Raw genomic sequence first — 13,456 nt, 5'->3', positions numbered from 1 at the left:
TCAGAACATCTCGGCGGGCAGTGCCATCACGGTGTCGGCGCCAGCTTCCAGCTGGCCTTTCAGGCTCGCGGTTTCCGGCAGCACGCGGGCGGCAAAGAAGCGGGCGGTGGTGAGTTTGGCGTTGTGGAAATCGGGATCGGCCGTACCGGCATCGAGCGCAGCCAGCGATGCACCGGCCATCTTCAGCCACATATGGCCCAATGCGACATGGCCCATCATGCGCATGAAGGCGGTCGCCCCAGCCCCGGCATTATCCGGATTGGCCATGCCATTCTGCAGCAGCCACATCACCCCAGCCTGCACATCGCCCAGTGCCTTGGCCAGCGGCTGCGCGATGAAGGCCAGCCGCTCGTCGCTCGCCGCCGCGATGTCACCCGCCACCAGCCCCAGCCACGCCTGCGTGCCGCGCCCGCCCTTCGATCCCAGCTTGCGGCCGACCAGATCGAGCGCCTGGATGCCGTTGGTGCCTTCGTAGATCATGGCGATGCGGGCATCGCGCACGAACTGGTCCATGCCCCATTCGGCGATATAGCCATGGCCGCCCAGCACCTGCTGGCAATTGGTGGCGACCTCATAGCCGCGATCGGTGCCATAGCCCTTGATAACGGGGGTGAGCAGGCTGATCAGGTCGTCGGCCATCTCCCGCTCGGCGGCGTCGGGCGCCTTGCGCGACAGGTCTACCCGGATCGCGCCCCACAGCACCAGCGCGCGCATGCCCTCGGTATAGGCGCGCGCGTCCATCAGCATGCGGCGCACATCGGGGTGGACGATGATCGGATCGGCCTTGCCGTCGGGGTTCTTCGCACCGGTCAGGCTGCGGCCCTGCAGGCGGCCCTTGGCGTATTCGACGGCGTTCTGATAGGCGGCATCGGCCTGTGCCAGGCCCTGGATGCCCACCCCCAGCCGCGCCGCGTTCATCATGATGAACATGGCGGCCAGGCCCTTCATCTCCTCGCCCAGCATATAGCCGGTCGCGCCATCATAGTTCATCACGCAGGTGGCGTTGGCGTGGATACCCATCTTGTGTTCGATGGAACCGCACGTGACGGCGTTGCGCGCACCCAGCGAACCATCGTCATTCACGATATACTTCGGCACGATGAACAGGCTGATGCCCTTCACGCTGTCCGGCGCGCCCGGCGTCTTGGCCAGCACGAGGTGGATGATGTTTTCGGACAGGTCATGCTCGCCGGCCGAGATGAAGATCTTGGTGCCGGTGATGGCGTAACTGCCATCGGCGTTGGGCTCGGCGCGGGTGCGGATCAGGCCGAGATCGGTGCCGCAATGCGGCTCGGTCAGGTTCATGGTGCCGGTCCAGCGGCCCTGCACCATGTTGGGCAGCCACTTGGCCTTCTGCTCCGGCGAGCCCACCACCTCGATCGCCGCCTGCGCGCCTTCGGACAGGCCGGGATACATGCCGAACGCCATGTTGGACGCGGCGATATATTCCTGCAGCACCGCGCCGATCGTGTAGGGCAGGCCTTGGCCGCCGTGATGTTCGTCCGCAATCAGCCCGCCCCAGCCGCCGTCGCAGAACTGCTTGTAGGCATCACGGAACCCATCGGGCGCGGTCACGCTGCCATCGGGGTGGCGGGTGCAGCCCTGGCGATCACCGGGCAGATTGAGCGGCGCCAGCACTTCGCCGCAGAATTTGCCGCCCTCGTTCAGCACGGCCTCCACCAGATCGGGCGAGACGCTCTCGAAACCGGGCACGTGGGACTGGTTGTAGAGGCCGGCCACGGCCTCCAGCACGAACAGCGTGTCTTTCACCGGGGCGCGATAGCTGGGCATGGAATCAGGCTTTCATCGATTGTTCGACGATGTCGCAAAATTGTTGCAGCTCGTGGATGGTGGCGTCGATATCGGCGCGCTGCTCTTCCAGCAGGGCCACGCGGGCACGGCATTTTTCCAGCGTGACGCGCTTCTGCGTCAGCCGATGATCGCCCACGTCATACAGGTCGATCATCTCGCGGATTTCGGCGAGGCTGAAGCCGACATTCTTGGCGCGCAGGATCCACGCCAGCCGGGCGCGATCCCGCCGGGAATAGATGCGGTTCTGCCCTTGCCGTTCCGGCGTGATCAGGCCCTGGTCTTCATAGAAACGGATGGCGCGCGGCGTGATGTTGAAGGCCAGCGCCAATTCGGTGATCGAAAAATGGCTGGCATCTCCGGCGGCCGGCGGGGCCGGCGCGGTGGCAAAGGCGTGCAGCAGGGCTGCTGCCTCATCATCAGTGCGGGGCGCCTCAGCCGGGTTGCTCATGGCCGAAGGAGGTAGTTGACGTTTACGTTAAGGTCAAGTTGCGGGCATCGGGTAGAGCGGACTGTCTGATCTTGGGACAATCTGGTCATTTGATATCGCCGCACTGACGACGACCAATACGCAGTGGCTCAGGATGGAGCGCCGAGATAAGCTTCGGCATGGACCGATTTGCGCCAACCACGAGCGACTATGGCTTGCTTGCCTTGCCGCTGAAGCAGGTTGCATCCGCCTATGCCGCACTCTGGGCGAATGAGCCTGTAGTCACGCATAAGCTTGACCTTCAGGGCAACCAGGAAGAACTCTTCAGGCAACTGGAACCGCTGAGCATGGCGCTGGATCGAACCCTGCTTATTGCCAACGGCGACAACTGGACCAGCTATTTCGCCAACGGGTTGCTGGGATCGGATGTCTTCCTGCCGGTATCCCGCATGGCCGCAGCGTGCGGATGCACTGGGTTGCGCGTCGTCAGGTCGGCCGCTGCGACAATATTCGAGGCATATGAAAGCCCGGAGCGCGGCGGTAACCGAATAAACAGTCGCAGGTCCATCTATGCCGCACGCGATGGCAGTTGGAGATTCGGATCCTCGGGCGAGCCTTACGCGTTCGAAGACGTCTCCCGATACGACGCAAAGCGCATCAGGGATCGGTTCACACCCGAACATCTCGACGACCTTCTTGCGGGCCTGGGCGCGCCCTCGGGTCCACTTCCAGAGGACCGGCCCCTCACCGCAGTTTTGTTCGTTCGGGACTCGAGGGCGCCGCACCTAGCACGCTTCAGTTACGCGGAAGTGCAGGCCGGGATACCGTGGAAGAGGGGGTAGACGGTCACGCCAGCGCGGGCGCGGTGGCAAGACCATCCCGCAGCCTCGGGAACCAATCGTCAGTTCGAGAGGCTCGGCCGGATTGCTCACGAGCCAATGTGTCCTTGAGGTTCACTTCAACTGAAGGTTGGCGATGGCGCTGTTCGTGTGGCGGAAGACGCCAGCTTCGCTGCGTTTCGTAAGCGCCACAATCGCACCCGCCACCGCGTGGGCCGGCAGGCTGCCCAGGTCACGCGGCAGGGCGAGGTCCATCACCGGCGCGGCCCATTGCAGGAAGCGTTCCACCGGGCGGCGTTCGGCGCGGGGGCCGATGAGAAGGCCGGGCTGCATTATGTCGAGCCGGGCAAAGCCCATGGCCGCCAGCGCCGCCTCCACTTCGCCCTTGGTGCGCGGGTAGAGCAGGCTGGCCTTGGGGTTGGCGCCGACGCTGCTGACCAGGATGAAGTGGGTGACTCCGGCGGCTTTCGCGGCGCTGGCGAAGGCAAGCACGGCGTCATGATCGACGGCGCGGAAGGCGGCATCGCTGCCGGCCTTGGCCCGCGTCGTGCCGAGTGCGCAGACGCCGACTTGCGCCTCTGGCAAGGGCGGCAGATCGTCGAAATCGGCAACCACGCCCGGCCGGCCGATCGGGCGGCGCGTGATGGGGATGGCGTCCGGGCACAGGCCCAGTACAAGGCCACCGACGAGGCCAGACGCGCCGGCCAACAATAGCCTCACGGGCGAACCCACAATTGCTGCACGCCATTGAAGGCGGCGGAGATGTTGCGCTCGATCGGATCGCCGGTCAGCGCCAGGTTGGGGAAGCGCGCGAACAGGCGGGTGAGCGCGATTTCGGCTTCGGCGCGGGCGAGCGGCGCACCCAGGCAGAAATGCACACCGCCGCCAAAGGCAAAGTGCGTCTTGTCGGCCCGGTCGATGTCGAAGGTGAGCGGGTCCTTGTGCAGCGCCGGGTCCTGCCCGGCGGCCATCAGGAAGGTGGTTACCGCCTCCCCGGCCCGCACCGGGCAGCCGCCGATCTCGCGTGGCTCCAGCGGGATGCGCAGGGACTGTACCACCGGCGGATCGAGCCGCAGCGTTTCCTCGATGGCATCAGCGATGCGGGCCGGGTTGGCTTGCACCGTCGCCCGTTGTTCGGGGTGGCGCAGCAGGGCCAGCACGCAATTGCCGATCAGATCGGTGGTGGTGAGGTTGCCGGCGAGCAGCAGCAGGATGCACATGGTGACGATTTCCTGCGTCGTCAGCCGATCGCCGCCGTCTTCCGCCGCGATCAGCGCGCTGATCAGGTCATCACGCGGGGCCGTCCGGCGTTCACCGATCACGCGTTCGAAATAGGCGCTGATCTCGTCGGAATTGGCCTGCAGCGCGGCCAGAAATTCCGGCGAGCGAATGGGCGAGAACACGTTGGCCAACCCCTTGGACCAGCGCCGGAAATCGCCGCGATCAGCCACATCCACGCCCAACATGGCGGCAATCACCGTGATCGGCAGCGGCGAGGCGAAATCCTCGATCAGGTCGAACCTGTCCTGCTCCACAACGGCGTCGAGCAGTTCATCAGCCACGGCGACCACCTGCGGCTTTACCGCTTCGATGGCGCGGGCGTTGAAGGCGTGGGTGACCAGCCGGCGCAGGCGGCCGTGTTCGGGATCATCCAGCACCAGCATCGAACGCGGCGCCTCGCGGTCCTGCATCGTGGCGAGACGCTGCACGATCGTATCGGGCGCGGCATTGCGCTGATCGACCGACAGGCTGCGATCTTTCAGTGTGGCGGCAACATCGGCGGCGCGGGTAAGCAGCACGCGGCCGAGCACCTTGTCCTCATGCACCGGGTCCGCCTCGCGCAGGGCATCGAAGCGTTCGTGCGGGCGGTTGCGGAATATCTCGTCGAAGATGGTGACTTGCAGGCCAGTGGGGATGCTCATTCGCCGTCTCCGATCATCACCAGCCGGCCGCCATCGAGCCGGCGATAGAAGCAATCCTGCCGGCCGGTGTGGCAGGCCGGGCCGGCCGGTTCCACGCGCAGCAGCAGGCAATCCTGGTCGCAATCCACCCGGATTTCGACGACTCGCTGGATGGCGCCACTTGTGGCACCCTTATGCCATAATTCGCGGCGGCTGCGGCTCCAATAATGCGCTTCGCCAGTGGCCAGTGTCGCCGCCAGCGCATCGGCGTTCATGTGCGCCACCATCAGCACCGCGCCGGTGCCGGCATCCACCGCCACGGCCGTGAGCAGATCATCGGCACCCCATTTGGGTCGGAATTCCAGGGTTTCGTCCAGCGCATGGCTCATATGTGACACTTTCATCACAACACGGGGGGCGACAAAGCCCCGCCTCCACCCTATATGGCGCGGCATCTGCCGAATGACAAAGGCCGCACAATGGATTCGATGCTCACCACCGATCCGTGGGAAGATGACCATCTCCACGAAGAATGCGGCGTGTTTGCGGTATATGGCGCCGAGGGCGCCGCTGCGCTGGTGGCGCTGGGCCTGCACGCCCTGCAGCACCGTGGCCAGGAAGCCGCCGGCATCACCACCTTCGATGGCAAGGAATTCCACACCCACCGCGCCATGGGGCATGTGGCGGGCAATTTCGACAATGATGCGGTGATCGCCAAGCTGAAGGGCGAAATAGCCATCGGCCACAACCGCTATTCCACCACCGGCGAAACCGCGCTGAGGAACGTGCAGCCGCTGTTTGCCGAGCTGGCCTCGGGCGGCTTTGCGGTGGCGCACAACGGCAATATCTCCAACGCCACCACCCTGCGCCGCGAACTGGTGCGGCGCGGTTCGATCTTCCAGTCGACCAGCGATACCGAGGTGATCATCCACCTTGTTGCCACCTCGTCCTATCGTACCCTGCTCGATCGCTTCATCGATGCGCTGAAGCGTGTGGAAGGCGCCTACAGCCTGATCTGCCTCACCGCTGAAGGCATGCTGGCCTGCCGCGATCCGCTCGGCATCCGCCCGCTGGTGCTGGGCCGACTGGGGGACAGCTACATCCTCGCCTCCGAAACCGTCGGGCTCGACATGGTGGGCGCGACCTTCCTGCGCTCGGTGGAGCCGGGCGAGCTGATCATCATCACCGGCCGCGGCCTGCGTTCGATCCGGCCGTTCGCGCCGGTACGCGCCCGCCCGTGCATTTTCGAGCACGTCTATTTCAGCCGGCCCGATTCAATGATGGACGGCAGCAGCGTCTATGAAGTGCGCAAGCGCATCGGCGCCGAACTGGCCCGCGAAAATCCGGTGGACGCCGACATGGTGGTGCCCGTGCCGGACAGCGGCGTGCCGGGCGCCATCGGCTATGCGCAGCAAAGCGGCATCCCCTTCGAACTGGGCATCATCCGCAGCCACTATATCGGCCGGACGTTCATTCAGCCCGGCGATCAGATCCGCAACCTGGGCGTGAAACTGAAGCACAATGCCAACCGCGCGCTGATCGCCGGCAAGCGCATCGTGCTGATCGACGATTCGATCGTGCGCGGCACGACATCCGTGAAGATCGTGCAGATGCTGCGCGAGGCCGGCGCCGAGGAAGTGCATATGCGGATCGCCAGCCCGCCGACGCGGCACAGCTGTTTCTATGGCGTCGACACGCCGGAACGATCGAAGCTGCTGGCAGCGCAGATGGATGTCGAGCGGATGCGCGATTACATCAAGGTGGACAGCCTGTCCTTCCTCTCCATCGACGGCCTCTATCGCGCCGTGGGAGAGCCGGCCCGCGACGAGCACGCGCCGCAATATTGCGATGCCTGCTTCACTGGCGACTATCCCACCCGCCTGACCGATCAGGAAGAAGTGGAAGTGCCGGACCAGCTGAGCCTGCTGGCCGAGCGCGTCATCTGAGGCGCTTGCCCTGCCCGCCCCTGCCGCCTAAGGCCGCCGCATGACTGATATCACTGCCAAGAAACTCGCCCTCGTCACGGGTGCCAGCCGCGGCATTGGCGCGGCCACCGCCGAAATGCTGGCCCGCGAAGGCTGGCACGTGATCATCACCGGCCGCACCGAAGCCGGGCTGGCCGAGCTGGACGACCGCATCCACAAGGCTGGCGGCACAGCCACGATCGCGCCGTTTGACCTGACCGACGGCGACGCCATCGACCGGCTGGGCAATGCCATCGGCGCGCGCTGGGGCCGGCTGGATGCGCTGATCCTCAATGCGGCGCAGCTCGGCACTCTGGCGCCGGTGCCGCATCTTGATCTGAAGGAATGGGACAAGCTGATCGCGCTCAATCTCACCGCCAACATGCGGCTGATCCGGGCGCTCGATCCGTGGCTGCGCCAGTCGGCGGCCGGTCATGTCGTGGCCGTCACCTCGTCGGTGGCCGCCAGCCCACGCGCCTATTGGGGCGGCTATGCCGCGACCAAGGCGGCGCTGGAAAATCTGGTGCGCACCTATGGCGAGGAAGTGAAGAACGTCTCCGCCATCCGCACGCATATCGTCGATCCCGGTGCCACCCGCACCGTGATGCGCGCCCGCGCCTATCCGGGTGAAGATCCGGCCAAGCTGAAGCCGCCCGAAGACGCGGCGCGGCTGATCCTCGATCGGCTGGGCTGAATCACCTCTCCCCGCCGGGGAGAGGTGAATTCAGGCCGCCCGGCTGCTTCTGCGCAGCTTTTCCAGCTTCTTCAGCAGCATGTCACGCTTCAGCTTGCTGAGGTGATCGATGAACAGCACGCCGTTCAGATGGTCCATCTCGTGCTGCAGGCAGGTGGCGAGCAGGCCATCCAGCTCCTCGTCGTGCGCCCTGCCCTGCTCGTCGAGCCAGGTGACGCGGATGCGCGCCGGGCGCTGCACATCGGCATACATTTCCGGCACCGACAGGCAGCCTTCCTGATAGACCGACAGTTCGTCGGATTCCCAGGTGATCTCCGGGTTGATGAACACCCGCGGTTCCTTCACCCGCACAATCCTTTCGGGATCGGCGTCCTCTGGCGTATCATCCGCCTCGCGCTGCAGATCGATCACCAGGATGCGTTCCGCCACGCCGACCTGGATGGCGGCAAGGCCGATGCCGGGCGCGTCATACATGGTCTCGAACATGTCGGCGATCAGCGTGCGGTGCGCGTCGGTGACGGTTTCCACGGGCTTGCTGATCTGCTTCAGCCGCGCGTCGGGCGTCTCGATGATGGGAAGAATGGCCATGTCTGGCAGGTATGGCGCAGGCGTCGGGGCGTCAAGGGCCGTGCGGCACTGCCACCACTGCACGAGTCTTAGCTTTTCAGCGCCGCCCGGCACGGGCAGGGTGTGGCCCAGAGCATATTTGGGAGGACAATGATGAACCGACTGGCAGGCAAGGTGGCGCTGATCACCGGCGCGGCGCAAGGGCTGGGCGAGGCGATGGCCCGTCGCATGGTGGAAGAAGGCGCCCGCGTGGTGCTGACCGACATCAACGAGGCCGGCGTGAAGGCCGTGGCCGCCAGCATCGGTGATGCGGCCGTGGCCTGCCGCCACGATGTCACCAGCATGGATGACTGGGCCGCCGCCATCGCCTTTGCGGAAGAGAAGTTCGGCGGCTTCCAGGTGCTGGTCAACAATGCCGGCATCGCAGGCGGTTCGACCGTGGAAGCCACCGATTTCGAGACGTGGAAGCGCGTGCATTCGATCGATCTCGACAGCGTGTTCCTGGGCTGCAAGCTGTCGCTGCCCACCATGGCCCGCACCGTGCGCGAAACCGGGGTGCGCGGCAGCATCATCAATCTTTCCAGCATCGCCGGCGTGATCGCGGCGCACAATTCGGCCGCCTACAACAGCGCCAAGGCCGCCGTGCGCCACCTCACCAAGAGCGTCGCCCTGCATTGCGCCAAGCAGCAATATCGCATCACCTGCAACAGCATCCACCCGGTCTTCATCGACACGCCGATCCTGAAGGGCATCACCGATACGCTGGGCCGCGAGGCGGGCCTCGCCAAGCTGGGCCGGCAGATTCCGCTGGGTGCCGTGGGCGAGCCTGATGATATCGCCTGGGCCGCCGTCTATCTGGCCAGCGACGAAGCCAAGATGGTCACCGGCCACGGTCTTTACGTGGATGGCGGCATCAGCGCGATGTGATGGGCACTGGCACCAAGCGTGCCATATGAATTTGCGTTAACTGGCAATTCCCATCGCTTGCCGCCGCCGGAGAATTGCGACACGCAGTTCACCGGGTCTGGCAGGGGGGTGCCATGTTCAGTGCGGGGGATGATCAGAAACGCAATGTGCTGCCTGCAGTGCATTTTGTGCTGCCAGCAGCGCAGCTACGACCGCTGATCACCACCTATTATGGCGTCACCACCCCGGTAGCGCTGGAAGACCATCTTCACCCCGAGTGGGGCAATATCCGCTTCACCCTGCGCGGTGACTGGACGATGGAACGGCCCGGCTGCACCGACCCGACACCGCGCCACACCGCCCTGTTCGGGCCGACGGATCGCACGGGCATCGTGCGTTCGGCCGGACCGGGCAGCGTGGTCGGGGTGGGGCTGACGGCCCTGGGCTGGGCAGTGCTGGTGGATCGATCCGCGCATGATCATGCCAACCGCATGCACGAACTCACCGACATCTATGGTGCGCAGGCCGAAAGCCTGTGGGCGGCGCTGTGCGCCACCGATTGGGAAGGCTGCTGCGCCTTGTTGGATGCCTTTTTCAGCGAACGGGCCGCTGCCGCGCCGCCACCTGATCCGCTGATCGAACGCGTGCAGCAGGCACTGGTCAGCGGCAACATCGATACGGTGCCGGATTTTGCGGGCGGCCTGGCCATGACGGAGCGCACCCTGGCGCGGCTGTGCCACCGTGCCTTCGGCTTTTCCCCCAAGCAGTTGCTGCGCCGTCAGCGCTTCCTGCGCACACTGGCCCAGATCGGCGACCGGCTCGACCTGCCGCTTTCGACGCTGCTCGATGGCGGCTATTATGACCAGTCGCACTTCATCCGCGAGTTCAAGGCCTATATGGGCATGACCCCGCTGGCCTATTTCAACAGCCCGCGCCAGATGATGCGCCGCGCCGGCGCCGAACGGCTGCGCACCGCCGGCGCCCGGGTGCAGGGGCTGCACCAGCCGGGCTGATTCAGCGGCCCATCAGCCATTCGCCCAGCGTGCGCCCGAACGGCAGGGTGAACAGGCCGGCGATCAACAGGCTGCCGATCACCAGGCCGCGGATATTGCCTTCATGGCCGGCCCGATCATGCCGGCGCGCCTTCAGCACCGCCTGCGGCACCGAAATGGCCACGAACAGGCTGATGGCGTGGATGGGCGAAAAATCGCCGACGAACACGCCGCCCAGCTGCCGCGACCCGGCGTTGAAACACAGGGTGAGCAGCGCGTTGCCCAGCATCAGCGCCGCCCAGATGCGGCCCAGCAGGCGATGGCGCGGCGTGCCCTTGGGCCCCAGCAGCATCGGCACGGTTAGCCCCATGATGACGATCATGCTGGCAAGGTGGATCTGCACCAGCAGCGGCAGGCCCGGAAACTGGCTGGCACCACGCACGACCGCCGCCAGCACAACGGCGAGCAGCAGCGCCGTGGCAGCAGCCAGATTGCGATTGGACAAAATTGCCTGCATTGCGAACCCCTTGCCGGACAACCGGGTTTCGCCGGGCCGGCGCGGCGCTGCAAGCGGTTTTACGCTGCCGGCATTTTGCGATATGGGCCGCGCGATGATGAACGATGCCCCCCCGACGAACGACGATGTGGCGCTGCCGGCTGATATGATGCCCATCCCCGGCCCATCCGATCCGATGGTGCTGCCACGCAAGGCCGTGGCGCGCGCCGATGGCAAGCGCGCCCTGATCGGCCTTTCGAAAGAACAACTGCGCGCCGCGCTGGCCGAGATCGGCCTGCCGGCCAAGCAGGTCAACATGCGGGCGAGCCAGGTGTGGCACTGGCTCTATCACCGCGGCGTCACCGAGATTTCGGCGATGGCCAACATCGCCAAGGACACGCGCGCCCTGCTGGACGCGCATTTCGTTGTCGGCCGTCCGGAAGTGGTGACCGCGCAAGTGTCGAACGACGGCACCCGCAAATGGCTGCTGCGCTTTGGCGACGGCGAGGAAGCCGAATGCGTGTTCATTCCCGATGCCTGGCGCGGCACCTTGTGCGTGTCGAGCCAAGTCGGCTGCACGCTCAACTGCCGCTTCTGCCACACCGGGACGATGAAGCTGGTGCGTAACCTCACGGCCGCCGAAATCGTCGGCCAGGTCATGCTGGCGCGCGATGCGCTGGGCGAATGGCCGGGCGCCACGCCCGTGCCGATCACCCGCCCCACCACCAGCGATGCCGCCGACGATCTGGACGAGGATGACGTGCCGTGGATCCCCGGCGCCCACAATGCGGGCAGCAACTACACATCCGAAGGCCGCATGCTCACCAACATCGTGATGATGGGCATGGGCGAACCACTCTATAACTTCGACAATGTGCGGGATGCGTTGCAGATCGTCATGGACGGCGAAGGCCTGGGCCTGTCCAAGCGCCGCATCACGCTTTCCACCAGCGGCGTGGTGCCGATGATGGCCAAGGCTGGCAAGGAGATCGGCGTCAATCTCGCCGTGTCCCTGCACGCCGTCACCAAGGACATCCGCGACGAGATCGTGCCGATCAACAAGAAATACGGCATCGAACAATTGCTGCAGGCCTGCGCCGATTATCCCGGCGTCAACAACGCGCGGCGCATCACCTTTGAATATGTGATGCTGGCCGGCAAGAACGACAGCGACGAGGATGCCCACGAACTGGTGCGGCTGATCCGCAAATATCGCCTGCCGGCCAAGGTGAACCTGATCCCGTTCAACCCGTGGCCGGGCAGCCTCTATGAATGTTCATCGCCCGAACGCATCCGCGCCTTTTCCGATATCATCTTCAAGGCCGGCATCTCCGCCCCGGTGCGCACCCCGCGCGGGCGGGACATCATGGCGGCCTGTGGCCAGCTGAAATCAGCGTCGGAAAAGATCAGCCGCGCCGAACTGGACAAGCGGGCGGCGGAGAAGGAATTGGGCTGGGTGGATTGAACCCAGGCCAAGTTTTTTGAGAAGAATTGGCCTCCGGCGGGCAGGCCTGAGGCCTGCACCCGTTTGTTTTCTTGCCACCATTCGCCGCCTGGCGCGTGCCAGCGAGAGTGGGTCCAGGGCCTCAGGCCCTGGCCGCCGGAGGCCCCTCTCGCTTACGCCGCGCCGCCCGGCAGGCGCTGTTCCACGTCGCGCATATAATCCCGGCTCAGGGGCAGCGTGTCGCGTCGTTTGATCATCTGCACCTGCACATTCATGTGGCCGTCGTGCACAAAGGCGCACCAGGCCGAGGCCAGATAGAACATCCACATCCGATAAAAACGTTCGTCGTAGATGCCGGTGATCGCCGCTTCCTGTTCGGCGCAGCGGTCATACCAGGCTTTCAGCGTGTGGGCATAATGCAGGCGCAGCACCTCGATATCGCTGATCCACAACCACGCCCGCTCCACCGCCGGCACGATCTGCGACAGCGCCGGGGCATAGCCGCCGGGGAAGATATATTTGGCGGTCCACGGATCGGTCGCCCCCGGCCCGTCGGCGCGCGCGATCGTGTGCAGCAGGGCGACACCGTCGGGCTTCAGCAGGCGTTCGACGGTGTCGAAAAACTGCTGATAATGCGGCAGGCCGACATGTTCGAACATGCCGACCGAGACGATGCGATCAAACTGGCCGGTCACCTGGCGATAGTCGATCAGCTGATAATCGACCCCGGTTAGCCCCTGCCGCGCCGCTTCGGCCTTGGCATAGGCCAGTTGCTCTTCCGACAGGGTGACGCCCAGCACCTGCGCGCCCGACACCTTGTGCAGATAGCGCGCCAGCCCGCCCCAGCCGCAGCCGATATCGAGCACTTGGCTCCCCGGCTTCAGGTCCAGCTTGGCGGCGATATGGGCCAGCTTGGCTTCCTGCGCCGCTTCCAGCGTGGTGATGCCCGGTGCCCAATAGGCGCAGCTATATTGCCGGTGCGGATCAAGGAAGAGATCATAAAGCCGGTCATCCAGATCATAATGATGGGCGACATTGCGCTTTGACCGACGTTCGAAATTGATGCCATCCCACCACGCCGCCAGCCGCGCCTGTCGCCACAGCGAAAAGCGCACCGGATTGTCGCGCTGCCAGCGCAGATTGAAGATGATGAGATCGAGCAGCGCCAGGATATCGCCCTGCTCCACCAGCAGCCGGCCATCCATATAGGCCTCGCCCGCCCCCAGCGCCGGGTTCATCGCAATGGCCCGCGCGGTGGCAGCATCGGTCAGGCGCACCTGCACGGGGGGATGGCCGTCGCGTGGGCGGCCATAATGATGCGCCTTCCCGTCCGCCGCGATGACGATCAGTTCGCCATCGCGCACGACCCGGCGGAAGAATTTGTCCAACAACCACATGCACTCGCTCCCGAAAC

Annotated in this window: 14 protein-coding genes; 6 read left to right on the top strand and 8 right to left on the bottom strand. The window is 65.2% G+C overall.

The annotated features are described in order from the left end of the window. Together D619_RS0103255 and D619_RS15435 are read right to left on the bottom strand one after the other, a co-directional pair. Positions 1–1,791 (bottom strand): acyl-CoA dehydrogenase C-terminal domain-containing protein, encoded by a 1,791-nt coding sequence (locus D619_RS0103255; protein ID WP_017667134.1) that lies wholly within the window; start codon positions 1,789–1,791, stop codon positions 1–3. Positions 1,792–1,795: 4 nt separating this feature from the next. Next, positions 1,796–2,260 carry a MerR family DNA-binding transcriptional regulator gene (locus D619_RS15435; protein ID WP_017667133.1) on the bottom strand — a complete coding sequence of 155 codons (465 nt, stop codon included), beginning with the start codon at positions 2,258–2,260 and terminating at the stop codon, positions 1,796–1,798. Positions 2,261–2,418: 158 nt separating this feature from the next. Between D619_RS15435 and D619_RS0103245 the strand changes: the two genes are divergently transcribed. Further along, positions 2,419–3,081 (top strand): hypothetical protein, encoded by a 663-nt coding sequence (locus D619_RS0103245; protein WP_017667132.1) that lies wholly within the window; start codon positions 2,419–2,421, stop codon positions 3,079–3,081. 111 nt (positions 3,082–3,192) lie between these two features. On the opposite strand, the gene D619_RS15430 is transcribed toward D619_RS0103245, so the two are convergent. The 3 genes from D619_RS15430 to hisI are packed head-to-tail and all read right to left on the bottom strand — an operon-like array spanning position 3,193 to position 5,368. Then, positions 3,193–3,798 (bottom strand): hypothetical protein, encoded by a 606-nt coding sequence (locus tag D619_RS15430; protein WP_033372873.1) that lies wholly within the window; start codon positions 3,796–3,798, stop codon positions 3,193–3,195. Beyond that, positions 3,795–5,000 (bottom strand): cytochrome P450, encoded by a 1,206-nt coding sequence (locus D619_RS0103235; protein ID WP_017667130.1) that lies wholly within the window; start codon positions 4,998–5,000, stop codon positions 3,795–3,797. Before D619_RS0103235 ends, D619_RS15430 begins: the two co-directional genes overlap by 4 nt. Then, positions 4,997–5,368 (bottom strand): phosphoribosyl-AMP cyclohydrolase, encoded by a 372-nt coding sequence (gene hisI, locus D619_RS0103230; RefSeq protein WP_017667129.1) that lies wholly within the window; start codon positions 5,366–5,368, stop codon positions 4,997–4,999. The genes D619_RS0103235 and hisI overlap by 4 nt, the downstream gene beginning before the upstream one ends. A gap of 99 nt (positions 5,369–5,467) precedes the next feature. On the opposite strand from hisI, the gene purF reads away from it, so the two are divergent. Continuing rightward, positions 5,468–6,925, top strand: coding sequence for an amidophosphoribosyltransferase (purF, locus tag D619_RS0103225; protein WP_026090661.1), 1,458 nt, complete (start codon positions 5,468–5,470; stop codon positions 6,923–6,925). Positions 6,926–6,965: 40 nt separating this feature from the next. Continuing rightward, positions 6,966–7,637 carry an SDR family NAD(P)-dependent oxidoreductase gene (locus D619_RS0103220; RefSeq protein WP_017667127.1) on the top strand — a complete coding sequence of 224 codons (672 nt, stop codon included), beginning with the start codon at positions 6,966–6,968 and terminating at the stop codon, positions 7,635–7,637. A gap of 30 nt (positions 7,638–7,667) precedes the next feature. Here D619_RS0103220 and def read toward each other — a convergent pair whose 3' ends face one another. Beyond that, positions 7,668–8,225: a peptide deformylase gene (gene def, locus D619_RS0103215; RefSeq protein WP_017667126.1), complete on the bottom strand. Its 558-nt coding sequence runs from the start codon at positions 8,223–8,225 to the stop codon at positions 7,668–7,670. Positions 8,226–8,357: 132 nt separating this feature from the next. On the opposite strand from def, the gene D619_RS0103210 reads away from it, so the two are divergent. After that, positions 8,358–9,131 (top strand): glucose 1-dehydrogenase, encoded by a 774-nt coding sequence (locus D619_RS0103210; RefSeq protein ID WP_026090660.1) that lies wholly within the window; start codon positions 8,358–8,360, stop codon positions 9,129–9,131. A 113-nt stretch (positions 9,132–9,244) separates the two neighbouring features. Continuing rightward, on the top strand, positions 9,245–10,123 hold the full coding sequence (locus D619_RS0103205; RefSeq protein WP_017667124.1) for a helix-turn-helix domain-containing protein: 879 nt from the start codon (positions 9,245–9,247) through the stop codon (positions 10,121–10,123). 1 nt (position 10,124) lies between these two features. Here the strand turns inward: D619_RS0103205 and D619_RS0103200 are convergent, their stop codons facing one another. Further along, the gene (locus D619_RS0103200) at positions 10,125–10,619 is read right to left on the bottom strand and encodes a hypothetical protein (protein WP_017667123.1); all 495 of its coding nucleotides are present in this window, start codon (positions 10,617–10,619) and stop codon (positions 10,125–10,127) included. Positions 10,620–10,716: 97 nt separating this feature from the next. Between D619_RS0103200 and rlmN the strand changes: the two genes are divergently transcribed. Beyond that, entirely contained in the window at positions 10,717–12,063 is a 1,347-nt protein-coding gene (gene rlmN, locus D619_RS0103195) for a 23S rRNA (adenine(2503)-C(2))-methyltransferase RlmN (RefSeq protein ID WP_051033447.1), read from the top strand. Positions 12,064–12,215: 152 nt separating this feature from the next. Here rlmN and D619_RS0103190 read toward each other — a convergent pair whose 3' ends face one another. Continuing rightward, positions 12,216–13,439, bottom strand: a complete 1,224-nt coding sequence (locus D619_RS0103190; RefSeq protein WP_017667121.1) for a cyclopropane-fatty-acyl-phospholipid synthase family protein — start codon at positions 13,437–13,439, stop codon at positions 12,216–12,218. Between the last annotated feature and the right edge of the window lie 17 nt (positions 13,440–13,456).

This window comes from Sandarakinorhabdus sp. AAP62 (assembly GCF_000331225.1).
Classification (GTDB): Bacteria; Pseudomonadota; Alphaproteobacteria; order Sphingomonadales; family Sphingomonadaceae; genus Sandarakinorhabdus.
This window is presented reverse-complemented; position numbering and strand designations above follow the sequence as displayed.